At 59.0% G+C, this 23,732-nt stretch carries 25 protein-coding genes; 7 read left to right on the top strand and 18 right to left on the bottom strand.

Annotation, left to right across the window (positions count from 1 at the left end; genetic code table 11):
- Positions 1-39 precede the first annotated feature (39 nt).
- Entirely contained in the window at positions 40-1,050 is a 1,011-nt protein-coding gene (locus MN186_RS04505) for an IS30 family transposase (RefSeq protein WP_242111182.1), read from the bottom strand.
- 300 nt (positions 1,051-1,350) lie between these two features.
- Here MN186_RS04505 and MN186_RS04500 point away from each other — a divergent pair, with 300 nt between their 5' ends.
- The 3 genes from MN186_RS04500 (at position 1,351) to MN186_RS04490 (ending at position 3,595) form a co-directional block, all read left to right on the top strand.
- Positions 1,351-2,172, top strand: coding sequence for a PRC-barrel domain-containing protein (locus MN186_RS04500; RefSeq protein WP_242112665.1), 822 nt, complete (start codon positions 1,351-1,353; stop codon positions 2,170-2,172).
- Positions 2,173-2,386: 214 nt separating this feature from the next.
- A complete protein-coding gene (aroQ, locus tag MN186_RS04495) occupies positions 2,387-2,827 on the top strand; it encodes a type II 3-dehydroquinate dehydratase (protein WP_242112664.1) in 441 nt (146 codons plus the stop codon).
- Positions 2,828-2,836: 9 nt separating this feature from the next.
- Positions 2,837-3,595 (top strand): helix-turn-helix transcriptional regulator, encoded by a 759-nt coding sequence (locus MN186_RS04490; protein WP_242112663.1) that lies wholly within the window; start codon positions 2,837-2,839, stop codon positions 3,593-3,595.
- A 465-nt stretch (positions 3,596-4,060) separates the two neighbouring features.
- Here the strand turns inward: MN186_RS04490 and tsf are convergent, their stop codons facing one another.
- Together tsf and rpsB are read right to left on the bottom strand one after the other, a co-directional pair.
- The gene (gene tsf, locus MN186_RS04485) at positions 4,061-4,936 is read right to left on the bottom strand and encodes a translation elongation factor Ts (RefSeq protein ID WP_242112660.1); all 876 of its coding nucleotides are present in this window, start codon (positions 4,934-4,936) and stop codon (positions 4,061-4,063) included.
- A gap of 120 nt (positions 4,937-5,056) precedes the next feature.
- The gene (gene rpsB / locus MN186_RS04480) at positions 5,057-5,839 is read right to left on the bottom strand and encodes a 30S ribosomal protein S2 (protein WP_242112658.1); all 783 of its coding nucleotides are present in this window, start codon (positions 5,837-5,839) and stop codon (positions 5,057-5,059) included.
- A gap of 315 nt (positions 5,840-6,154) precedes the next feature.
- On the opposite strand from rpsB, the gene MN186_RS04475 reads away from it, so the two are divergent.
- Both MN186_RS04475 and MN186_RS04470 read left to right on the top strand, forming a co-directional pair.
- Positions 6,155-7,051: a PfkB family carbohydrate kinase gene (locus tag MN186_RS04475; RefSeq protein ID WP_242112649.1), complete on the top strand. Its 897-nt coding sequence runs from the start codon at positions 6,155-6,157 to the stop codon at positions 7,049-7,051.
- The gene (locus MN186_RS04470) at positions 7,048-7,956 is read left to right on the top strand and encodes a pseudouridine-5'-phosphate glycosidase (protein WP_242112640.1); all 909 of its coding nucleotides are present in this window, start codon (positions 7,048-7,050) and stop codon (positions 7,954-7,956) included. Before MN186_RS04475 ends, MN186_RS04470 begins: the two co-directional genes overlap by 4 nt.
- Positions 7,957-8,013: 57 nt before the next feature.
- Here the strand turns inward: MN186_RS04470 and ctrA are convergent, their stop codons facing one another.
- Both ctrA and sciP read right to left on the bottom strand, forming a co-directional pair.
- A complete protein-coding gene (gene ctrA / locus MN186_RS04465; RefSeq protein WP_242112638.1) occupies positions 8,014-8,727 on the bottom strand; it encodes a response regulator transcription factor CtrA in 714 nt (237 codons plus the stop codon).
- 98 nt (positions 8,728-8,825) lie between these two features.
- A complete protein-coding gene (sciP, locus tag MN186_RS04460) occupies positions 8,826-9,104 on the bottom strand; it encodes a CtrA inhibitor SciP (protein WP_242112636.1) in 279 nt (92 codons plus the stop codon).
- A gap of 126 nt (positions 9,105-9,230) precedes the next feature.
- Between sciP and mnmA the strand changes: the two genes are divergently transcribed.
- Both mnmA and MN186_RS04450 read left to right on the top strand, forming a co-directional pair.
- Positions 9,231-10,385, top strand: a complete 1,155-nt coding sequence (gene mnmA / locus MN186_RS04455; protein WP_242112632.1) for a tRNA 2-thiouridine(34) synthase MnmA — start codon at positions 9,231-9,233, stop codon at positions 10,383-10,385.
- A gap of 97 nt (positions 10,386-10,482) precedes the next feature.
- Positions 10,483-10,971, top strand: a complete 489-nt coding sequence (locus MN186_RS04450) for a DUF2059 domain-containing protein (RefSeq protein ID WP_242112615.1) — start codon at positions 10,483-10,485, stop codon at positions 10,969-10,971.
- Between the two features lie 9 nt (positions 10,972-10,980).
- Here the strand turns inward: MN186_RS04450 and lpxB are convergent, their stop codons facing one another.
- The 13 genes from lpxB to pyrH all read right to left on the bottom strand — a co-directional run bounded on the left by lpxB (position 10,981) and on the right by pyrH (position 23,686).
- Positions 10,981-12,156 carry a lipid-A-disaccharide synthase gene (lpxB, locus tag MN186_RS04445; protein WP_242112613.1) on the bottom strand — a complete coding sequence of 392 codons (1,176 nt, stop codon included), beginning with the start codon at positions 12,154-12,156 and terminating at the stop codon, positions 10,981-10,983.
- On the bottom strand, positions 12,153-12,971 hold the full coding sequence (locus MN186_RS04440) for an LpxI family protein (RefSeq protein ID WP_242112611.1): 819 nt from the start codon (positions 12,969-12,971) through the stop codon (positions 12,153-12,155). Before MN186_RS04440 ends, lpxB begins: the two co-directional genes overlap by 4 nt.
- A gap of 9 nt (positions 12,972-12,980) precedes the next feature.
- A complete protein-coding gene (gene lpxA / locus MN186_RS04435; protein WP_242112609.1) occupies positions 12,981-13,790 on the bottom strand; it encodes an acyl-ACP--UDP-N-acetylglucosamine O-acyltransferase in 810 nt (269 codons plus the stop codon).
- 3 nt (positions 13,791-13,793) lie between these two features.
- Complete coding sequence (gene fabZ / locus MN186_RS04430) at positions 13,794-14,258, bottom strand: 3-hydroxyacyl-ACP dehydratase FabZ (RefSeq protein WP_242112600.1); 465 nt, start codon at positions 14,256-14,258, stop codon at positions 13,794-13,796.
- 81 nt (positions 14,259-14,339) lie between these two features.
- The gene (locus MN186_RS04425; protein WP_242112598.1) at positions 14,340-14,996 is read right to left on the bottom strand and encodes an OmpH/Skp family outer membrane protein; all 657 of its coding nucleotides are present in this window, start codon (positions 14,994-14,996) and stop codon (positions 14,340-14,342) included.
- Positions 14,997-15,072: 76 nt separating this feature from the next.
- Positions 15,073-17,427, bottom strand: coding sequence for an outer membrane protein assembly factor BamA (gene bamA / locus MN186_RS04420; protein ID WP_242112596.1), 2,355 nt, complete (start codon positions 17,425-17,427; stop codon positions 15,073-15,075).
- Between the two features lie 232 nt (positions 17,428-17,659).
- A complete protein-coding gene (locus MN186_RS16430; RefSeq protein WP_255743725.1) occupies positions 17,660-17,794 on the bottom strand; it encodes a hypothetical protein in 135 nt (44 codons plus the stop codon).
- Positions 17,795-17,914: 120 nt separating this feature from the next.
- Positions 17,915-19,255, bottom strand: coding sequence for an RIP metalloprotease RseP (rseP, locus tag MN186_RS04415; protein ID WP_242112594.1), 1,341 nt, complete (start codon positions 19,253-19,255; stop codon positions 17,915-17,917).
- Between the two features lie 43 nt (positions 19,256-19,298).
- Positions 19,299-20,480: a 1-deoxy-D-xylulose-5-phosphate reductoisomerase gene (gene dxr, locus MN186_RS04410; RefSeq protein WP_242112576.1), complete on the bottom strand. Its 1,182-nt coding sequence runs from the start codon at positions 20,478-20,480 to the stop codon at positions 19,299-19,301.
- 16 nt (positions 20,481-20,496) lie between these two features.
- Positions 20,497-21,318: a phosphatidate cytidylyltransferase gene (locus tag MN186_RS04405; RefSeq protein WP_242112574.1), complete on the bottom strand. Its 822-nt coding sequence runs from the start codon at positions 21,316-21,318 to the stop codon at positions 20,497-20,499.
- Between the two features lie 111 nt (positions 21,319-21,429).
- Positions 21,430-22,179, bottom strand: coding sequence for an isoprenyl transferase (locus MN186_RS04400; RefSeq protein WP_242112566.1), 750 nt, complete (start codon positions 22,177-22,179; stop codon positions 21,430-21,432).
- A 51-nt stretch (positions 22,180-22,230) separates the two neighbouring features.
- Positions 22,231-22,797 carry a ribosome recycling factor gene (gene frr, locus MN186_RS04395; protein ID WP_242112565.1) on the bottom strand — a complete coding sequence of 189 codons (567 nt, stop codon included), beginning with the start codon at positions 22,795-22,797 and terminating at the stop codon, positions 22,231-22,233.
- 199 nt (positions 22,798-22,996) lie between these two features.
- Positions 22,997-23,686, bottom strand: a complete 690-nt coding sequence (gene pyrH / locus MN186_RS04390) for a UMP kinase (RefSeq protein ID WP_242112759.1) — start codon at positions 23,684-23,686, stop codon at positions 22,997-22,999.
- Between the last annotated feature and the right edge of the window lie 46 nt (positions 23,687-23,732).

The following is a 23,732-nucleotide window of genomic DNA, read 5'->3' as shown; positions in this document are numbered from 1 at the left end:
TGTGAACTCACGGCGAAGTGCAACTATCTGATATCGTTTCTATTCTATCCCATTGCTAATTGCCAGCAGCTCGCTTTCAAAGACCTCTGCAGGCGTTCTATAGCCAAGGCATTTGCGCGGCGTGGAATTGAGGCGGTGGCAAATCGACCTCAAATATCGATTTGTCAACGCCGTCGGATCGGTCGAGCGGGGCAGGTACTTTCGCAACCTGTTGTTGGTATTCTCGACCGTACCTTTCTGCCACGGCGCCTGCGGATCGCAGAACCAGCTGTCCGCGCCGATCCCGTCTTTCAGCTTGCGCCAGGCCGAGAACTCGGTGCCTCGGTCGAAGGTAATCGACTGGCGCGCATCCGCGGGCAGAGGCGCGAGGCCCTGGATCAGGGCTTCCATGATCGGTTTGGACTGGCGGTCCTCGTTTCGCATCACCACCGTGTAGCGGCTGACGCGCTCGACCAGGGAGGTGACGTTGATCTTGCCGTGTTCCTTGCGGAACATCATCAGATCGCACTCCCAGTGGCCGAACTCGGTGCGCTCGGAGACACGTTCGGGCCTGTGTGACAGGCTTTGGCTGTCGAAGATGTGGGTTCGGTTGTGTCGCCGATACCCTCGCGGTCGGCGGCGTCTGCGATGCTCTGGGAGGTGGCGATAGAACTGTTCTTCGCGGCCGTCCTTCGAGTAGGCGAAACGGTAGATCGTCTCGTGGCTGACACGGACCGGATGGCGCTCCAGGCGCATGCGACCGGCGATCTGTTCGGGGGACCAACCGGCCTTGAGGCGGTCTTCGACGGCGGCTTTCAGCTCGGGGTTCACGATCAGCTTGCGGTGGACGGCACGGCGCTCTTCGGAGAGGCGTTGCGCGGTCACCGAGTAGTAGCCGTTCAACTCCGGGATTTCTTTGTCGTCATAGTAATTGCGCTTCAGTTCGCGGTAGATCGACGACGGTGCGCGGCCCAGCCGGTCCGCAATTTCGGGAACCGGCATTTTTGCGTCATGCCATTTGTCGATCTTGCGGCGCTCTTCGAACGTCAGGTGAGAGTAGTGGCTTCCCATTCATCAATCTCCATGCAAACCTCTGTTTGAATACAGAATTTGCACTTCGTTTGTGAATCCACCTGAAGAAAAAGCAATTACGCATAATCAGTATTATGTAATATAGTGGTCGGTTATGACTGCGCGCTGTAAATACCACATTTCGTTAGGACCGGCCTTTCTCGCAACGCGCTTCTTCCGCAATCCAAGCGGTTGGATATTATTTTGGAACCCTCTGACGGGATCGACGTTGTCTTGCTGAGCGCGCTGATGCGCTGATACGACAAACTGACAGATTAACCGTAAAGGGAGATCAAGACCATGAAACAGTTGATGTTTTCGACGGCCCTTGTTGCCGTAACCGCTTTGCCCACGATGGCGCAGGATGCAAACACCATGTTCCACGCCGAAGCCAACGCAATGGAGATTCACGCCTCTGACTTTATCGGGATGCGCGTTTATCGTGCTGAGGATGCGCAGGAAGATGCCTATGAAGGGATGCAGGATAACTGGGACGACATTGGCGAAATTAACGACGTGATTATGAATCGCGACGGCGACGTTCAAGCCGTTCTGGTCGACATTGGCGGCTTTCTAGGCATAGGTGAAAACCAAGTGGCCGTGAAGATGGATGCAATCCGGTTCGTGTCTGACAGCTCGACCATGGATGACGAGGCCGACTATTTCCTTGTCATGAATGCGCCGCGTTCGGCCTTGGAAGAGGCGCCTGGTTACGGCAGTATGGATAATTCAACTGACGATGCGAACATGTCGGATGCCGACGTCGCACCGGTCGCTGATCAATCGGAGGTCACGCCTGACACGACGCGCGCGCCGATCGTTCGCGAAGGGTATATGGCGATGGAGGAAACCGATCTGACCGCTGAGACACTGACCGGCGCACGGGTTTATGACACCAATGACGAAGATATCGGCGAAGTGTCTGAACTGCTGCTGACCGACGATGGCAAGGTCAAATCGGCGGTTGTCGATGTAGGCGGCTTCCTTGGTATCGGTGAAAAGCCGGTGGCGCTGGAAATGTCCAAAATCGACATTCTGCGCTCGGATGATGGCTCGGATGTTCGCGTCTATGTGCCCATGACCAAGGAAGAACTGGAAGGCATGCCCAACTACGACGGGTAACGCCTGATCCTAAGTTATATATTTGGGCCAGCCGTCTTGGCTGGCCCTTTTTATATAAGGGCAACGATCGTAACGTTCGCCCCCTACCCCAACGTTCGTCCACTACGCCGCTGGATGGTACGGCTAGCACAGACGCCCCGTTTTAATCTCGGTTAACCCTCGACATTTCCCGCATATGTGGCAAAGACTGTGGATAGCCAAGGGGATTATGCCGATGACGTCGCTGCTCGTATTGAACGGACCGAACCTGAACATGCTGGGCATCCGCCAGCCAGAGGTCTATGGACGCGTCACCCTTCCCGAGATTGAGGCCATGTGCCAAGATCACTGCCGCGCCCTGAATGTTGATTGCGTGGTATTTCAAAGCAACTACGAAGGCGCGCTGATTGATCAGATCCATGCCGCTCGGGGCATTCATGACGGGATTGTCCTGAATGCCGGCGCGTACACGCATACATCAGTTGCGATCATGGATGCGGTCGCCTCGGCCGAAGTGCCTACGATCGAGTTGCACCTGTCCAACGTCCACGCCCGCGAAGCCTTTCGCCATGTCAGCTTTCTGTCCAAGGTCGCGGTGGGCACGATCTGCGGTTTTGGCGCGCATGGCTATGTGTTGGCCATTGATGCGATGGTCGCTCACCTGGCCAATGACTGAGGCGCTCTTATGGATCAGCGCCTGCTCGTTTACTTGGACAAGATTTGCCACAGTCAAAGCATTGCTACGCTGTGGGATATTCACTGCGGTGCCATGCAGGATTTCGGGTTCGACCGCTTAATCTATGCGTTCAGCCATTTCATGACGCCAAATTCCTTTGGCCCGCGCGAGGATTTTTTGATCCTTTACTCGCATCCTGCCGAATATATGCAGCGGATCTATCAGGATGGCCAGCTTTACGAACATTCGCCAATGATCGAATGGGCCGCCCATAACTATGGCGCGTGCAGTTGGGGCTGGGTCCAGCAGAACCTGTCGCGACTTAGCCCGGAAGCCCGTCATGTGCTTGAGATCAACAGCGAGCTGGGCGTGACGGCAGGCTATACGATCTCATTTCCTGAAACGTCGTCATGCGCGCGCGGGGTGATGGCCCTGACTGCAAGACCCGGGCTGTCACAACAAGATGTGGATCAGATCTGGACCCAGCATGGCCGAACGATCGAGGCGATGAACCATGTGGCGCATCTGAAGATTATGTCATTGCCCCAACAGACCGACCGCGCAAAACTTTCGGCCAGGCAACGCGAAGCGTTGGAGTGGGTGGGTAATGGCAAAACCAATCAGGATATCGCCACGATCATGGGTGTATCACCGGCCACGGTCGAAAAGCACCTGCGAATCGCACGCGCCAAATTGGGCGTCGAAACGACCGCGCAGGCCATTTTGAAGATCTCTTACCTCAATCAGATTCGCTCACCTTATGGTTGACGGAATTCAGTGACACGACAAGATCAGTGATATCGTTCCAAATTGTTGTCTAAAACAGAACAAAGTATCACAGAATAGTGTGGTTACGGTAGGGAAACCCTGACTTCCATTTGTCTACGTTTTGGGGCACCATAAGGACGTTCCGTGAGTGGTGGCTTTGTAGCCGTTGGAACTTGAGAGGGTGGACGGTCTGTAATATCAGACAGTGATTCATTCTTCCGGGAAACCGGGCGCTGGTGTTGATGGAGTATTCTTCCCAGAGACACCAGCAACCTAATTTCGGAAATTCAAACAGAAACGCACATGTCCCGTGACGTTTCTTCGCGGCGTCAACACTTCCCGTTGGCGCCGCTTTCCATTCAGGTCTGCTGAATTTCCCACTGAACGAGCCGTTAAGTCGGCGCGAAGTTGGCGCGTAAAAAAGGCCGGTTGCCCGGCCCTTTTGTTATCAAGATGTCGCTGTGATCAGCCTTTAACGGCGGCGGCCACTTCGGCTGCGAAATCAGCCTCTTCTTTTTCGATGCCTTCGCCGACTTCCATGCGGACATAGCCGACGATTTCCGCACCAGCGTCTTTCGCAGCTGCTTCGACCGTCAGGTCGGGATTGATTACGAAATCCTGACCCAGCAGAGTAACTTCGGCCAGGAATTTCTTCATCCGGCCTTTGATCATGTTTTCGATGATGTTCTCGGGCTTACCGCTTTCTCGGGCTTGCTCGGTCAGGATCGAACGCTCTTTCTCGACGACGGCGCCGTCCAGCTCGGCTTCATTCAACGCCTGCGGGTTGGCGGCCGCGATGTGCATGGCTACCTGCCGACCGAACTCTTCCGAGCCGCCGTTCATGGCCACCAGAACACCAATCTTGCCCATGCCGGTCGCGGCGGCGTTGTGAACATAGGTTACGACGGTCTCACCGTCGACCGACGCCATGCGGCGCAGCGACATGTTTTCGCCAATGGTGGCGATCTTGTTGGTGATTGTGTCGGCCACGGACTTGCCACCCAGATCGGCGGCGTTCAGCGCGTCAAGGTCGTCGGCCTTCAGGGCTGCGTTTGCGATGCTTGAAACCATGTCCTGAAACTCAGAGTTCTTTGCAACAAAGTCAGTTTCCGAGTTCACTTCAACAGCGACACCTTTACCACCCGCGACGGCCACGGCCACCAGACCTTCGGCAGCGGTGCGGCCTGCTTTCTTGGCGGCTTTTGCCAGTCCTTTGGTACGCAGCCAGTCGACGGCAGCTTCCATGTCGCCATCGGTTTCGACCAGTGCTTTCTTCGCGTCCATCATGCCAACGCCGGTGGATTCGCGCAGTTCTTTGACGAGTGCAGCAGTGATTGCCATATCTCAGCTCCTTGGTATGTCGGGCGGGGCGCGCGCGGAACAGGTCGGCCGCCACCTTACCCGGATCAATTCTGTGACAAGATGCGGGGCAGATCACCCTGCCCCGCTAGTGCGCGACCCTTATTCGGCCGTGGCAGCTTCTTCGGCTGGTTCAGCAACGACTTCTTCCGCCGGGGCTTCTTCCATCGCGCCAAGATCGACGCCAGCGGCGCCAAGTTGGGCCGACATACCGTCAAGCGCGGCACGCGACACGAGATCGCAGTAAAGCGCAATCGCACGGGCTGCATCATCGTTGCCCGGAATGATGTAATCCACACCTTCCGGCGGGCAGTTGGTGTCGACGACAGCCACAACCGGGATGCCCAGCTTGTTGGCTTCGGCAATGGCCAGCGCTTCTTTTTTCACGTCGATGACGAATAGAAGATCTGGTACACCGCCCATATCGCGAATGCCGCCCAGCGAGTCTTGCAGTTTCGACTGAACGCGCTCCATGCCAAGACGTTCTTTCTTGGTCAGGCCCTCGGCGCCGTTTTCGAGCCGTTCATCATACTCTTTCAAGCGGTTGATGGATTTCGACACAGTTTGCCAGTTGGTCAGCGTGCCACCTAGCCAACGGTGGTTCATGTAATACTGCGCCGACTTCTCGGCGGCGTCAGCGATTGCACCAGCCGCTTGACGTTTGGTGCCGACGAACAACACGCGGCCGCCCTTGGCAACGGTTTCGCGCACTGCGTTCAGTGCGGCGTCCAGCATCGGCATGGTTTGTGTCAGGTCAACAATGTGAATGCCGTTGCGCTCACCATAGATGAACGGGCCCATACGGGGGTTCCAGCGTTGAGTCTGGTGACCAAAGTGAACGCCAGCTTCCAAAAGCTGACGCAGCGAGAAATCAGGCAGTGCCATGTTCTTTTCCTTTCCGGTTTCTACCTTGACGGGGCCATACGAGCGGTTCATGTCCTTGAAATTCAACCGTTTTCACGGCATTGATCGCATGTCCATTCCCCGGCTCAACCGGCGGACGTCCGAGGATTTCTCCCTCTTCTGCCCAACCCCGCCTGTGGATTGATGGGGGGCGTATAGACCTCTGATCCGGTGGTGACAAGCCCTAAATACGCGGATTGCGCCATATAATACAGGCTGATCGCGGCGGTTAGGGCGACGGCATCGCCGTCAGTGCATCCCTCTTGTGTCGCCTCGGATTTCTCGGCAAACAGGGGCATGACAAAAACACACGATATCCTGTGCATCGGATCGGTCCTGTGGGATGTGATCGGGCGTACTCAGCATCCGATGTATATCGGCTCGGACGAACCCGGTCGCATTACGCGGCTGCCGGGCGGGGTTGCCATGAACATCGCAATGACCGTGCAGCGGTTCGATCTGCGCCCCGCCCTACTGACCGCCATTGGCCGCGATGCCGAGGGCGAGGAGTTGATGACCGAATGCAGCGCGCGCGGGATGATTACGACTTACGTTCACCGCAGCTCGGGTTTGCCAACTGACAGCTATGTGGCGATCGAAGGGCCACAGGGGCTTGTTGCGGCATTGGCTGACGCCCATTCGCTTGAGGCCGCGGGCGATGCGATTCTGACACCGTTGGAAGACGGCACGCTTGGGTCCGCCGACGCGCCCTATTACGGCGTGATTGCACTGGACGGCAACCTGACGCGTCAATTGCTGGCGGATATTGCCAAACGACCCAGTTTTGCAGCTGCAGATTTGCGGGTTGCCCCGGCCGGCCCCGGAAAAGCACGACGACTGGTGCCGCTGATGTCCCATCCCGGCGCAACCCTGTACGTGAATCGGGAGGAGGCCGGTTACCTCACCGATCAGAAATTCGACAACGCTTTTGCCGCTGCTGACGGCCTGATTGCCGCTGGTGCCACCCGCGTTCTTGTGACCGACGGCGGCAGTTTCGCCGCCGACGGCTGTCATGAGGGTGGTGTGATCCAGACCCCCTGCCCCGCCGTGCGCGTGCGCCGCATAACGGGCGCCGGGGACACTTTCATGGCCGCGCATATTGCAGCCGAAATGGCGGGCAAGGGCCGGCTGGATGCCCTGGTCCATGCCCAAGAAACCGCCGCCCATTATGTATCCGGAGAAGACGACACATGACCTACCCCCTTCATTTCTCGCCTGAAGTTGCACAAGCGCGCGACAACGGTCAGCCCATCGTTGCGCTGGAAAGCACGATCATCACCCACGGAATGCCGTGGCCCCAAAACGTCGAGACGGCGCGCGAGGTCGAGGCCGTCATTCGCGAAAACGGCGCCATTCCCGCAACCATCGCCATTCTTGACGGGCGGCTGCACATCGGTCTGACTGACGCTGAGCTTGAAACTTTGGGCCAGGCTCAGGGCGTTGCCAAACTGTCACGCGCCGATCTGGCCGCCTGCATCGCGACCGGTGGCACGGGCGCTACCACCGTGGCCGCCACCATGATCGCGGCGCATCTCGCGGGTATCGAGGTCTTTGCAACCGGCGGGATCGGCGGTGTGCATCGTGGCGCCGAGACCAGCTTCGACATTTCTGCCGATCTGCAAGAACTTGCCAAAACCCCGGTGACGGTTGTCGGCGCTGGCGCGAAAGCGATTCTTGATTTGCCAAAGACGCTTGAGGTGCTGGAAACGCTGGGCGTGCCGGTCATCGCCTATGGGCAGACAGACTTCCCGGCGTTCTGGTCGCGCAGTTCCGGCCTGCCCGCCCCCTTGTCCATGGATGACCCCGCCCAAATCGCGCGGGCGATGAAGGTGCGGCGCAGCATGGACCTGACCGGAGGACATTTTGTCGCCAACCCGATCCCTGCGGCGGACGAGATCCCCACCGAGGTGATCACCCCCGTCATCGAAGAAGCTCTGGCCGCCGCCGCTGCCGAGGGGATCGCGGCCAAATCCGTGACCCCTTACCTGCTGGATCGCATCTATCACGCGACCGATGGGGCGTCATTGGTGGCAAACATCGCCCTTGTAAAAAACAACGCGCGCCTTGCGGCACGCATTGCTGCTGAACTAACGGTCTGACGAGAGTTCAGAAAAGAAAGACTGCCGATCCGACACTTTGGGCGGATCGGCAGTGGTTCAGGCGCCCATTGCGATCTTTGCATCCAGTTCGGCAGGTTCGGGGTCGCGCAGGACATAGCCGCGGCCCCAGACGGTTTCGATATGGCTGTCGCCCCCCGTCGCCGTCGACAGCTTCTTGCGCAATTTGCAAATGAACACGTCGATAATCTTCAATTCCGGCTCGTCCATGCCGCCGTAAAGGTGGTTCAGGAACATTTCCTTGGTCAGCGTCGTGCCTTTGCGCAGCGATAGAAGTTCGAGCATCTGGTATTCCTTGCCCGTCAGGTGAACCGTGCGCCCGTCCACATCGACGGTCTTCGCGTCAAGGTTGACAGCAATCGGCCCGGTCTTGATCACGGATTGCGAATGCCCCTTCGACCGGCGAATGATTGCATGAATGCGCGCGATCAGTTCTTCGCGGTGGAACGGCTTGGTCATGTAGTCGTCGGCCCCGAAGCCAAACCCCTTGATCTTGTTTTCCGTGTCATCGGCACCGGACAGGATCAGGATAGGTGTTTCGACCCGCGCCATGCGCAGCTGGCGCAGCACTTCGTGCCCGTTCATGTCCGGCAGGTTCAAGTCCAGAAGGATCAGGTCATAGTCATAGAGCTTGGCCAGGTCGACCCCTTCTTCGCCAAGGTCCGTGGCATAGACGTTCAAGTTGGCATGGGTCAGCATCAATTCGATGCTGCGCGATGTTGTCGGATCGTCTTCCACCAGAAGGATACGCATATTTCGGGTTCTCCGCTAAAAAATTCCTGTGTCGCAATCAGCATCTCGTCAAATGGTTAACCACACGTTACCCCTGCAGAACTTTTAGCGAAAACAATCTAGGGTTGTCTATATCTTTGTAGTGCCGTGGCCTTCAAAGCCGCTTCACCGTGGTCGGCAACAGCGCGCATCCACTCGGCAAGCTCTTCCGGCGACAACGCATACATTTCTTGCGCGTCCTTTTCCGCGATCAACCCATAAATCACCCCGCGCACCACGGCGGCCTTACGGCTTGCAACCCATCGCCGAGTGGTGTGAGGCGGCAGGTCTGCGCGCGTCATGATCGACCCATCCGGCAGGGTCACCGCGCGCGGCCCTTCAACTTTCTTTAGATACATACTAAGCCCTCGCTTTCCATGTCTGAGATGACTTTGCCGCGTGACGCTTAAAGAGAGATGAAGCTGCCCCTTGTTGTTCCTTCGAATTTTCATATATTCCGTATCTCTTTTGAAAAGGATGTGGTCATGCCCGCGACCGTGAAAACACAAGAAGCCCCGGTGCTGAATTCACTGGGCTTTGCCAAACTGCCCGCCGAGACCCGTGTCGTGGTCGCGATGTCGGGTGGCGTGGACAGTTCGGTTGTGGCCGCGATGCTGGCCGAAGAAGGCTATGACGTGATCGGTGTGACCTTGCAGCTTTATGACCACGGCGCGGCCTTGGCCAAGAAGGGTGCTTGCTGCGCCGGGATCGACATTCACGACGCCCGCCATGTTGCTGAAAGCATGGGATTTCCCCATTACGTTCTGGACTACGAAAACATCTTTCAGGACGCCGTGATCGAGGAGTTCGCCGACAGTTACCTGGGTGGCGCCACCCCCGTGCCCTGCATCCGCTGCAACGAACGGGTGAAGTTCAAGGATCTGCTGGAAACCGCGCGTGATCTGGGGGCCGATTGCATGGCGACTGGCCATTACATCCAACGTGCCGTGGGCCCCAACGGGCCCGAGCTTCACAGCGCCGCCGATCCGGCCCGCGATCAAAGCTATTTCCTGTTTTCGACGACACCAGAGCAACTGAATTATCTGCGTTTCCCCTTGGGCCATCTGAAAACCAAGGATGAAACCCGTGCGCTGGCCCGCAAATACGGGCTGGAAGTTGCCGACAAACCCGACAGCCAGGACATTTGTTTTGTGCCTGATGGCAACTATGCCAGCGTGATCGAAAAGCTGCGTCCCGGCGCGGCGGAACCGGGCGACATCGTGCACGCGGACGGTCGTGTGCTGGGCTGCCATGACGGCGTCATCCACTACACCATCGGGCAACGGCGCGGCCTTGGCATCGGCGGGCTGTCCGAGCCGCTTTATGTGGTCGAGCTGGACGTGGATGCAAAGCAGGTCGTTGTCGGTCCGAAAGAACTGCTGGCCACCCGCACCGTTCCTGTGCGCGAGATCAACTGGCTGGGCGACGAGCCGTTCACTGCGCGTAAAGAATGGCATGTGGGCGTCAAGATCCGATCGACCCGCCCGGCGCGCGAGGCGATCATCCGTCCGATTTCGGACACGGAAGCCGAAGTGGAGCTTTTGACCCCCGAAGAAGGTGTCAGCCCCGGTCAAGCCTGCGTGTTCTATGCACCTGATGGGCCGCGCATCTTCGGCGGCGGCTGGATCTGGCGCGGCTGAAGTTGGGTTTTTTCGCTCAACTTGACCATTGTAATGGCCAAGCACAAGAATCACGTTGATCATGGTCCAAGAAATTCACACCTGAAAAGGAGACCGCATGCGCAGAGTTCTTCCCGCCCTTGTTGCCGTGGCGTTGCTTGGCACACCTGCTTTTGCCGAAGAAACCTATGAACAGCGACTGGCGATTGCCACTGGGTATATCGAAGCCACGCTGGAAGACATCGACATGAACGCGATGGTCAAAACCATGTGGCGGCCCCTCGTGGCTGATGTCACCGCCAAGGGCATTCCGTTGAATGATGATCAGATCGCACGGATTGACCAGTTGTATCAGGACGAAATGACGGGCCCGATGTATGACATCATGCGCGATCAAGCGGTCGTTATGGCCGAGCTGTTCACGTTTGACGAGATCAAGGCCATTCGGGATTTCTATGCCACCGATCTGGGCCGCGCGGCGATGAGCAAGCTGCCGCAGGTCACGGAACGACAGACGCCCATGGTGCTGAAAATGGTGCAGGAAAAGATGCCCGAGATCATCCCCAAGGTGCAAGAGATCCTGAGCGAAGGCGCCCCTGCCGAATAACGCGAAGCCTCAGCTCGCCCGCGCCCGGGTGATTACGTCTTGAACCGCGCGGGCAGCACGCAGGCCAGGTGCGTCCCCACCCTTGCCCAGCCGTTCCATCGTAATCTGCATTGCACTGTGCTGTGCAGATGGGTCAGCCAGCGTGTCCAAAAGCGCGGGCGCGATCAGGTCGGGTCTGCAATCGGAGCCCAGAAATTCGGGCACCGTGCGGGTGTCCGAGACTAGGTTGACCAGCGTCACCGTATCGACCTGCAACAGCCGCCCGATCAACAGACGGCTAAGCCAGTTCATATCATAGGCGATGACCATCGGCGTCGAGGATGCTGCCAGTTCCAATGACACTGTGCCGGACGCCGCCAATGCAACATCCGCTGCCCGAAATGCTGCCCGTTTCTGATCGGCCAGATCTGCCGGGATCAGGATCGGGCGCACGGGCCAGTTGGCGGTCAATTCGCGCACCAGCGGATCGACGCCCTGCGCCACCGGAAGCACAACCGAAATGTCGGGATGCACACGAGCGACACGCCCCAGCGTTTCCCCGAAACGATCCGACAGCCGCGTGACCTCGCCCTTGCGTGATCCGGGCAGCGCCAGCACAAGGGGGCCTGCGCCGATCTGATGCTGGTCGCGGAAGGCTTGTGCCTCGGCGTTAGTCGCAACAGGCTCGGCCACGACCGGGTGGCCGACGAAATCGCAGCCCATGCCGGCGGCTTCCATATAAGGGGGTTCGAATGGCAGAAGTGCCAGCACATGGTCGATCCATTGGGCCATTTTCTCGGCCCGTTTGGGCCGCCACGCCCAGACCGAGGGCGCCACGTAATGCACCGTGGGAATATCGCGTCCGAAGGTCAGCCCTTCGACCTCGGCTTCCTTGACGATGCGCGCCACGCGCAGGCAGAAATCCGGGCTATCGATGGTGACGACGACGTCCGGTTTCGTGGCAATGATCGCCGCGGCCGTTTCGCGAATGCGGCGTTTCAGGTGAAAATATTTGGGCGCGACCTCGGCGATGCCCATGATCGAGAGTTCTGACATCGGAAATTGCGACCGAAGTCCCAGTGCCTGCATTTCAGTGCCGCCGATGCCCTGAAACTGGACCTCATCGACCAGTGTTGTCAGCCCTGCCATCAAGGCCGCGCCCAGCCGGTCGCCGGATGGTTCGCCCGCGATCAGGAACACCTTCATGGCGCATCCCCCCGAACGTCCAGAAACAGATCGAGTTCGCGCACAAGCCGTTCAACCTCGTCCTGCTCCATCACGATCACGCCGCCTTCGGGGATGACGATGCCGCCCAGCCGGGCCCGCGCGACCGCCGTGATCGTCGCCGGGCCGATCGTGGGAATGTCCATGCGGCCATCCTGACCCGGCTTGGGGCGTTTGACGAAAACGCCGCGCGCGCCTTGTTTCAGATGCTCGGGCGTTTCGCCCACGAAACGCAGCAGCGCATCGGTGCCCTGAATGGTCTCGATCCCAAGACACTGGCCGCCCGCCACGACCGCGCCCTGCGCCAGATCTTCGCTGACCAACGTGTCCAGGATCGACCAGCCGCGATTGGCGTCGTATCGGTCCTGATCGCTGGGCGTGCGTCCGATGGTGGTTGCGTCAAGGCTGAGGCCCTGCGTTACATCAGTCGCGGCCACAACATCGAACCCTTGTTCTTCGAAGACCTCGGCGACCAGACGCAGAAGCGCGTCATCCCCCTTGCCCAGCACCGCCTTGACCCGGGGAAACAGGCCCAAGGTCACGCGGTCCATGCGCAAAGGGTTCAGCTTGGGGCGGTCCACCTTTCCGGCAAAGACCACCCGCGCGACCCCTGCCCCGCGCATGGTCTTGAACAAGGTGCCCAGCTTTTCGTAACTCGCCTCGACCAAATCATGACCGGCGGGGCATTCCACCTCGACGCCCTTGATCGTCACGAACAGCGCATCGGGATTGCTGGCGGCGATCCGGTGCGGCAGATCTCCGGTTCCGGCGATGATGGCAAGGCGGTCGGTTGTCATCGCGGCACGCTATTTCGGGGTCAGAAAGCCGCGATCGCTGTCGCCAGTGACAAAGGCGACCAGCTCGCGGACATAGTCGCTGTCGGTTCCGTCGGCCAATGCAGCCGCGCGGTCGCGGAACGCACCATCGCCGGTCTTGAGGGCCTGAAATGCCGCGCGTAACGCCGCGATGTCGGATCGCGCCACACCGCGTCGCTTCAACCCGACCAGGTTCAGCCCGTCCAGCTCGCCCCGCGGGCCTTGCACCAGTCCGTGTGGCACCACGTCTGCCGTGACCATCGACAAGGCGCCGATAATGGCCCCGCGACCAATGCGAATCCACTGATGCAGGCCGGACAGACCACCCACGATCACGTCATCTTCTATGATCACATGACCAGCCACGGCGACATTATTGACCAGAATGACATTGTTGCCGATCTGCGCGTCATGGGCGACGTGGCAACCAGCCATGAACAGCCCGTCATCGCCGATCCGGGTGACATGGCCACCGCCCGCCGTCCCGGTATTCATCGTCACATGTTCGCGGATGCGATTGCGTTTGCCGATGATCAGGCGCGTGTCCTCGCCCGCGAATTTCAGATCCTGCGGGATCTCTCCGATCACCGAAAAGGGAAAGATCACCGTTTCGTCGCCCACTTCGGTGTCGCCTGTGATCACCACATGGGACTTCACCTCGACCCCCGCGCCAAGCGTGACCTGCGCACCAATCACGCAGAACGGGCCGATCCGGCAGTTGGCGCCGATGGTTGCCCCGTCTTCGACAATGGCGCTGGCATGAACCAGAGCAGTGGGATCAACACCCCCGTTTGCCGTCATCGGTTAGCCTTTCCCGGCGGTGACGTCGATCATAGCCATAAACGTCGCCTCGCAGGCCAGTTCATCGCCGACCATCGCCCGCCCGTCGAATTTCCACACTTTGGCACCGCCGCGAATGGTGGTTATATGCAGCTCTAGCACATCACCCGGCACAACCTTGCGGCGGAATTTCGCACTGTCGATGCCCATGAAATAAACCACGGCCCCCGACCCGACCAGACCCAGCGATAGCGAAACCATTACAGCCGAGGTTTGCGCCATCGCCTCGATGATCGTGACGCCCGGCATGATCGGCAGACCGGGGAAATGGCCCTGAAAATGAGGCTCGTTCATCGTGACCATCTTGATGCCCTTGGCAAATTCATTGGCGCGAATGTCTTCGACCCGATCCACCAGCAAAAACGGATAGCGGTGGGGAATACAGTCTTGAATCAGCTGGATATCTGCGGTGGCGGGCACATCTGCCATATGTTCACGTCCTTCATGTCAGCGCCCGATGGGGCTTTGTCTTATCTGACTATCAGTCTGGCCCTGACGAAACAATTGCTATCAGTTAGCAGATGCAGGCGCGTCTGTGTCCGGCACAATCGACTGCAAAGCGGGGGCGTCGGCAGGCGGGGTTGGGACCGCGGGCTGATCGCCTTGGTCACTGTCCTGATTGCTGCTAGGCGCTGCATCGGGCAGATCGCTGCCGTCCCCCAAGACCTGGTCGATCCGATCGACCGCTTTGCGGGTGATATCGATATTTTGCGTGGTCAGCAAAATGGCACGACGGTCCAGTATCACCACCGCCCCCAGTTCGCGGACCAATTTCCCCAGAATGGGGCCGATGCGTTCGAAAAATGCGGCCTGTTCACGTTCCAGCGTCTGCACGAATTCCTGTTCGCGCGCTGCGCCTTCTGAACGAAGTGCCTGAACCTTGGCGTCAAATGCCTTGGCCAGTTCGCGAAAGTCCTCGGGCGTCATGGTGTCCCGACGCTCGGTCAGTTGGCGTTCTTCTTCGACCAGTTCAGCCTCGACCATGCGGGTCTCGTTGGCCAGGCGGACGCGCTCGGATTCGACTGTTTCGACGACGCGGCGACCGTATTGAGTGTCGGAAAAAAGGCTTTGTCGGTCGATGGTCACAATCTGCGATACGGCACCGCCCCCGTCTTGGGCAAACACAGGCGCGCCCAACGGCGCAAGCGCCAGCCCGGCGGCAAGCAAAAGGGGACGCGCAAGCGACCCTGCGAGTCGCCGCGCTTCGCACCAGACTGGCGACGACGCCGGCCGACTTGCGCGGTCAGAATTGGGCGGAAATGGTAAGCGCGAAGCTGTTTTCTTCGTCATAATCTTCCTTGGCCAACGCGTGCGAGAAGTTGAACCGCAACGGCCCGATCGGCGTATCCCAGAAAATCGACGCCCCGATCGAGGACCGCAGATACGCGCTGTCGTCAATCGTGCCGCCCAGCGTATTATCCAGCCCCCACAAGGTGCCGGCGTCCGCAAATACACCACCGGTGATGCCATATTCTTCGGGCAGACCGATGGGGAACTGCGCCTCAAGCCGCGCGACGGCGAATTTGTTGCCGCCTAGCGTATCCTCATTGCCCGCCGTCAAGTCACGCGGACCAAGCCCATTGGTGGAAAAACCACGCAGCTTCGAGGGGCCAAGGCGAAAGCGGTCAGTAATCCGCGACGTGCCGCCATCCAACCCTTCGATTATGCCGCCTTCGACAGTTGCGGTCAGCGTAACCTGATCGTTCCAAACCTTGGTCTGGGCCTGCGCCAGCGCGGTGGCGCGGACATATTCGTAATCCGATCCGACACCGCCAACATCACCGTCGAATTGCAGCAGATAGCCGCGATTGGGGTCGAGCCCGGTGCGCCGTGTGTCATAGCTGAGCGTGAAGCCGATACCCGCGCCGATCTGCTGTCCCCGCGCGGCTTCGTCTTTCAACACCTGCGAACTGTCTGGGTCGACGTCGGTGATTTCAGCGCCATCGCCAAAGACCCGCAGGCCAAGGCGGGTATATTCGTTGATCGGAAAGGCGATGGAGGGACGAAACGCCAGCGACTGCGTGTTGTAAAACGAGTTCGCGAATTCGGTTTCCTGATAATAGACCTCAAACCCCAGCTCCAGATCGCGATCCAGAAAGTTGGGTTCCGCAAATTTGAACGAAAAACTCGATGTATCGCTGCTGCCTTGGAAGCTGGCGCTGATGAACTGGCCCCGGCCCAGGAAGTTGCGTTCCTTGAAGGCAAGGTTCAGGCCAAAGCCGTTTTCAAGGCTGTAGGCACCGCCAAAGCTGAGCGATCCGGTTGGGGCCTCTTCCAAATCCACGTCGATGACCACCTGATCAGGGGCCGACCCTTCGCGCGCCTCAACATTCGAGTTCGAAAAATAGCCAAGCGCGCGCACACGTTCGGCGGCCTCGCGAATTTCACGGGGGTTGAAGGGGTCGCCTTCCACCACGCGGAACTGGTTGCGCACCACGCGATCCAAGGTTGTGGCATTGCCTTCGATATCAATGCGTTCGACGATGATGCGAGGCCCGCGGACCAGCACCAGATCGACATCCAGCGTCCGCGCACGTTCATTGCGCGTCACGCGCGGCTCGACACGAACGAAATCCTGCCCCTTGCGAATGGCCAGCCGCTCCATACGCGCAATGGCGTTTTCCATCAGCGCCGGGCTATAGACCACACCCGAACGCAGCTTGTGAACCGACCCAAAGTCGTTTGCATCCAGCCCGTTCACCTCGGACGAGGCGGTGATTTTGCCGAACCGGAATTGCTGCCCTTCCTGCACCTTGAAGGTGATGAAGAACGCATCGCGTTCGCGGGAAAATTCACTGGTGACGCCGGTGGTCTTGAAGTCGATGTAACCGCGCGACTGATAGAAATCCTGCAATACCTTCTTGTCGAACTCGATCCGCTCGGGGGCATAGGTATCGGCCCGAATCAACGCACGCAGGATGCCGGCCTGCTTGGTTTCAAGCACCCGGCGCAACCGGCTGTCGGAGAAGACGCGGTTGCCGACGAAAGACAGGCGCTCGACCTCGACATTCTTGCCTTCGACGACTTCGAACACCACGTCGACGCGGTTGTTTGCACGTCGGATGATTTTCGGCGTGACCTTCGCCGCCAGCCGCCCCTGCGCCTGATAAAGTTCAGTGATCGTCTGCACGTCAAGTTCGGCATCGGCGGGGTTATAGACCCGCCGGGGCTGCGATTTCAGCAAGGGTGCGAAGACGTCGTCCTTGACCTTGCGGTTGCCTTCGACCGAAACGACGTTGATTGTCGGGTATTCGCGCACCTTCACGACCAGCGTGTTGCCACGCGGCAGGATCTGCACATCTTCAAAAAGACCCGATCCGACAAGCCGTTGATACCCGTCGTTCAACTGCGCTGCCGACACGCTCTCGCCTTGGGCGATTCCCAGATAGGACAGGATGGTGGCGGCCTCGATCCGTTGTGTGCCTTCGATCTCGATCCGCTGGAAGGCATAGGATTGCGCGGTGACCATCTGTGGCACCGTGCTCGTAGCCCCGGAAAATGCAAGGAAAACAGCCAATCCGCTGCCGGTCAGAACGCCTTTGGCTCCGCGCCCTGCCTTGTTGAAATGGTTGCTGCTCAACCCCGATTTGAATGCCATCGTTTTTTCTTCCCTCGGACACCTGATTGTCAAAGTGGATAAGGGGTCGGGGCGGTCTTGTCAAAGCGCGAAACCGGACTTTCGAATGGGTGCGGCGCGCTTGCAATTGGGGCGCAGCATTCGATTGATCAAGAGTGGGATCAGAAAACCCGCGCGCAGCGGGGGCTGCGGCAGGTGATCATGTCTATTCGTCTTGTGTCTGCGAGATTGGTTTTAGGGCGCTGCCTGACCGCTATATCAGACTGGCCAGCGCCGCGCTGATCCCAAGGGCCGCCACGATACCACCGGCAAAGAGCAGCTTGTCCCAGCTAAGGTCCACCAAGACAGACAGCCCCTGCGTTCCATCATCCAGATATTTTCGATCCATGACGATCCCCTTCTTACCCGATCACACCCTGCGACTATTCCAGCAGCTTAACGCTCAATTACGGCGCGGGCTTTTCAGAAGTATGGCAGAAATGGGGCAATCACGATGGCAGCACGCCGATCAAGGACAGAACAAATCGTTGGTCAGGCCAAGCACCATCAGTGACAAAACCAGTGCCAGACCAATTGCCAGCATAATGTTCAGCGCCTTGTCAGACGGCGCTTTGCCGGTGATAGCTTCATAGCCGAAGAAGACCAGATGCCCACCGTCCAGCACCGGGATCGGAAACAGGTTCAACAGACCAATGGCCGTGGACAGCATCGCAATAAAGCTGATGAAACTGGTCGCCCCCATTGACGCCGCCTGCCCCGACACTTGCGCAATGCCGATTGGCCCAGACAAGTTGCAGCTTGAGATAGCCCCAGTGATCATGTGCCACAGACCCGACAGGCTGGCGTTGATGATATAGATCACCCGATCCACGCCCGAAGTCAGGCTTTCCCACACTCCGGGTGTACGGGTCGCCGGTTCGAACACCATGCCCGAGGTAATGCCGATCAGCCATCGCGTTTCAAACCCGCCCTCGGCGCTGGGAATGTCCTGACGGCGCGGGGTCAGGGTGACGTCCATCGGCGTGCCATCACGCAGGACGCCAAGGGTCAGCGGGGCGCCATCGCCGTTTACCACAATTTCGCGCAAGGTGTTGAAGGTGGGCACAGGGGTGCCGTCAACCGTGGCAATAAAATCCCCTTCCTTCAGGCCGGCTTCGATGGCGGCGGATTTCGGGCTGACCGACCCGACAAGCGCGGGGAAAGGGTGGGTGGCGGTCACATCCATCACCTGCCCGTCACGGCGCACCCGGTAATCGACTTGTGCGGTGTCAGGCAGTTCTTCCACGATGGTATGAAACTCCGCCAGCGGCGGGGTTTCGTGCTCTGCAATCGCCAGGATTTCATCGCCAGCGCGCAGCCCATCTTCCATTCCCGGCACGTTCAGGGGCTTGGCGACAGACAACGGGTCGCGCGCAACGCCGGTCGCCAGCGCAAGGCCCGCGAAGATGATGATTGACAGGATGAAGTTGAATACTGGCCCCGCCGCAACCGTCAGCGTCCGCGCCCAAAGCGGGGCACCGTGCATGGTGTGGCGTCGTTCCTCATCGTCCATTGCCGCCATCGCTTCGTCATCGGCACTGCCCGAAGCCACGTTCGCATCACCGCGAAACTTCACATATCCACCGATGGGAAAGGCCGCGATCTGCCAGCGGGTGCCATGCTTATCCACCCGTGACGTGACCACAGGCCCCATCCCGATCGAGAAGACATCCGCCTTGATCCCAGACCAGCGCCCGACGATGTAGTGGCCATATTCATGCACCGCCACGATCACCGTCAGCGCCGCAAGAAACGCAAGGATCGTAAAGGCGAGGTTGCCGAAGTCGGGAAGCAGCCCGGTAAGTTCCATGAAATCTCTTTCCTGCTCTTTGCTGTTGTGTGCCTGTGGCGACCTAGCGGCGCGTGTCGATGACCTGTTGTGCGGTGTTGCGACCCATTTGGTCGGCGGCGCGCACATTATCAAGGGTCATCGCGCCATGAGCCAAAGACACATCGCCGTCAAGCCGGATCAGCACCTCTTCAACGATATGGGCCATGTCCATAAAGCCGATGCGCCCAGCGATGAAACCGTCCAGCGCGACCTCTTTCGCGGCGTTGAAGATCGCGCCAGACAGACCGCCCGCCGCCATCACTTCGCGCGCCAGTCGCAGCGCGGGGTATCGCGCCTCATCGGGCGCGCGAAATTCCAGCGTCGCGATCCGCGCAAGGTCCAGCCGATCAACCGGCAGGTGGCGCCGGTCGGGCCAGTGCAAGGCATAGCCGATGGCGTGACGCATATCGGGCGCGCCCAGATGCGCCATCAGCGCGCCGTCGTTGAAGCCAACAAGCGCGTGTACAAGGCTTTGGGGATGAATCACGACCTCAATCTGGTTGGCTTCAATCCCAAAAAACTCTTTGGTTTCTATGACTTCAAGCGCTTTATTGAACATAGATGCGCTGTCGATGGTGATCCGTTGCCCCATGTCCCAGTTGGGGTGTGCGCTGGCCTGATCCAGCGTTGCGCTGGCCAAATCCTCAATCGGCCAATCCCGAAACGCTCCACCCGAAGCGGTGATTATCACACGTTCCACCGCTGCCAAATCCTCGCCCACCAGCCCCTGAAACACGGCCGAGTGTTCGCTGTCTACTGGCAGGATGCGCGCATGGTGGGCTTGTGCGGTTGCCATGATCAAAGGGCCTGCGGTCACAAGGCTTTCCTTGTTGGCAAGGGCCAGCGTTGCGTGCCCCTCAAGCGCGCGCAATCCGGGCAGAAGGCCGGCGGCCCCCACAATGGCCGACATGACCCAATCAACGGGGCGCATCGCGGCGTCTTCTATCGCGGTGTCGCCCGCTGCGGCCTCGACCCCTGATCCGGCAAGGGCGTCGCGCAGCGCTGGCAGGTGTTCGTCATGCGCGGTCACAGCTACATCAGCGCCCAACCGGATCGCGTCCTGCGCCAGTTGCGCAACGTTATGTCCACCGGTCAGCGCAACCACGTCATAGGCGTCGGGATTGCGCGCAATCAGGTCAATCGTGGATTGCCCGATCGATCCCGTCGCCCCAAAGATCGAGACACGTCGTTGCCCATTGGTCATAATGCGCCCTGCCCTGTCATCCTGCCGACCAGCCCAACAGTGACGCGATCCCCGTCAGGAGCATCAAAGCCCCCGCCGCACCGATCATCGCGTCAAAGCGATCCAGCACACCGCCATGACCGGGAATGAGGTTCGAGCTGTCCTTGACCCCAACATGCCGCTTGATCGCACTTTCCACGATATCGCCCATCTGACCGGCCAGCGCGATCAGGGGGGTAAACAAGGCCTCGACCGGCGTAAACACGCCCTGACTTGCGGCGAAAAACCCGATCAGTAACGCGCCGACCCAGCCTGCAATGGTGCCTGACCATGTTTTCTTGGGACTGACGCGTGGCCAGAACTTCGGCCCGCCGATCGTGCGCCCGACGAAATAGCCCGCTACATCAGACATGATGATGATCAGCAGAAACCAGATCAGCACGGGCCCCGGCCCCATGGCAATGAAACCAAGGCTTGCCAGCATGATCAGGCCCGCATAGCCCAGAAACAGCAGTCTGTGTTGTGTCAACAAGGCCGCACCAAGCAGCGGTGGCAGCATCAGGACGAGCGTGCGCAATGTCACCAGAACACCATCCGGGTCCGCCGCGCTGTATCCAAAGCTGGCGAAGAACACCGCAAGCGTGGCGATCACGCCCAGCAATGTGAACATCGCCGGTCGGGTCGGGTCCAATAGCCGCGCAAATTCGCCGACGCACAGGCCGATCACAACCGCGATCAGGGTCAGAAAGATTGGGTCGCCCAGCAAGATTGCCAGTGCCGCGACCCCTGCCATGACGATGGCAGACAGCACACGCGGTGCCAGATCCGACCATTTCGAGGAAGAATTGCTGCTTTTCATGAAGAGTTTATGGCACTCACGCAGCGGACCCTCAAGCGGTTGATCGCCGGTAGGTCGGGCAAGTGTGCGCCGTGGCGCAAATGTCGCGCCTGCGGAGCTTGACGCTCGGTCCTATTCCGCAGCGGTCACAACCGCCCCGAACCGCCGTTCGCGACCTGCGAAGCGATCTACAACCTCGGCAAATACCGCCGACGAGAAATCAGGCCAAAGCGTGTCGATGAACTCGTATTCGGCATAAGCCGATTGCCATAGCAGAAAGTTGGAAATCCGGGCCTCGCCTGACGTGCGTATCACAAGGTCAGGATCTGGTAAAACACATGTATCCAAGTAGCTTGCCAACGTTTGTTCATCTACGCTGTCAGCGTCAAGTCGTCCCCCGGCCACATCTTGCGCCATGCGCCGCGTGGCGCGCGCAACTTCGTCACGGCCGCCATAGTTAAGCGCGATGGTCAGATGCACCCGGTCATTTTCTTCGGTCAGCGTTTCAAGCTCGGTCATCAGGGCGATCAGTTTTTTGTCCAGTCGGTCCCGATCACCGATGAAACGCACGCGCACGCCTTCGTTGAACAACGCGCGGGCTTCTTTATGGATATAGCGGCGAAACAGGCTCATCAGCCCCGCGACCTCGGTCTGGGTGCGTTTCCAGTTCTCGGTCGAGAAGGCGAAGATGGTGATGTATTTCACGCCCAGATCGGGACAGGCTTCGACGATTTCACGGACACGTTTGGCACCGGCATGATGGCCGAACAGTCGGGGCTTGCCCCGACGTTGCGCCCACCGACCGTTGCCATCCATGATGATGGCGACGTGATCGGGCGATTTTTGCGCCCTTTCGTCCTTGTCCGTGGCTTTTCTGCCCATCGACACGCCCAATTCTGCTTATCGGATCATGGTGTGCCTGCCCCAGCGGGGTCAGACCTGCATAATCTCTTCCTGTTTTACCTCAAGTGCCTTGTCGACGTTACCAACAAATTTGTCTGTCAGGCCTTGTACTTCATCATGCCAAAACTTGTGATCATCTTCACCCATCCCGTCATTCTTGGCCTTTTTTAGCTGTTCCATGCCGTCGCGGCGCACGTTGCGGATTGAGACGCGGGCGTTTTCGGCATATTGTGCGGCAACGCGCGTCAGGTCGCGACGGCGTTCTTCATTCAGCTCGGGAATCGGCAACATGATGATCGTGCCATTTAGCTGCGGGTTGATGCCCAGACCGCTTTCGCGAATTGCCTTTTCAACCGCGTTGACCATGCTTTTGTCCCACACGTTGATCGTGACCATCCGCGGTTCCGGCACATTCACGGTGCCAACTTGGTTAATCGGCGTGCGCTGGCCGTAGGCTTCGACCATAATCGGCTCCAGCATCGCGGCTGAGGCCCGCCCGGTCCGCAATGACGCGAATTCTGTGCGTAGCGCGCTGATCGCACCATCCATTCGCCGCTCCAGATCATTCAAATCCAGTTCGAAAATATCGCTTGCCATGTCCTGGCTTCCCCTTGTCTTCGTGCACGGGATGTGCGGTTTCTTTGAATAAACGCGCGCCACCCGGTCTTTCTGCTCATGCTCGTAGCCCGGTATAACGCCACAACCCACCAAATGTATAGGTCAGGTTCGCCTCAGCCCGGATTGTGTTTCAACACTGGGCGAAAAGCTGCCCCATTTTAGGACTCACCACGCGCGGTCAATTTCCAACGCGCGTATATTTGCCCGTCCCCGACAGAATGCCACGTAACCCCCCGGGTTCGTCCAATGAAAAGACGATAATGGGCAGGTTGTTATCCCGCGCAAGCGCAATCGCCGAGGCATCCATGACCGCCAGCCGTTTCGCCAGTACATCGTCATACGAGACATTGTCATATCTTACGGCATCAGGGTTAGAGACCGGGTCCATATCATAGACACCATCAACCTTGGTGCCTTTGAAGATCGCCTCGCAAGCCATTTCATTTGCACGCAAAGTTGCGGCGGTATCGGTCGTGAAATACGGATTTCCGGTGCCTGCGGCAAAGATGCAGACACGGCCCTTTTCAAGGTGGCGCACCGCGCGACGGCGGATATAGGGCTCGCACACCTGATCCATCGGAATGGCCGAGATAACGCGAGTGTAGACGCCCAGCCCTTCAAGGGCGGCCTGCATCGCCAGCGCGTTCATCACGGTTGCCAGCATTCCCATATAATCCGCCGTCGTCCGCTCCATCCCCTGTGCGGACCCTTGCAGCCCGCGAAAGATATTGCCGCCCCCAATGACCATGCAGATCTCGACCCCCATGTCATGCACTGACTTGACCTCGCGCGCGATGCGTTCGACCGTCGGGGGGTGCAGGCCATAGCCCTGATCTCCCATCAGCGCCTCGCCGGAGATTTTCAGCATGACGCGGTTATAGGTGGGTTGAGAGGTGTCGGTTTCGCCGGCGTCG

The sequence above is a fragment of the Aliiroseovarius sediminis genome (assembly GCF_022678485.1).
GTDB classification, from domain to species: Bacteria; Pseudomonadota; Alphaproteobacteria; order Rhodobacterales; family Rhodobacteraceae; genus Aliiroseovarius; species Aliiroseovarius sediminis.
Note: the sequence above shows the minus strand (reverse complement) of the source record. Positions and strands in the feature narration are given on the sequence as shown.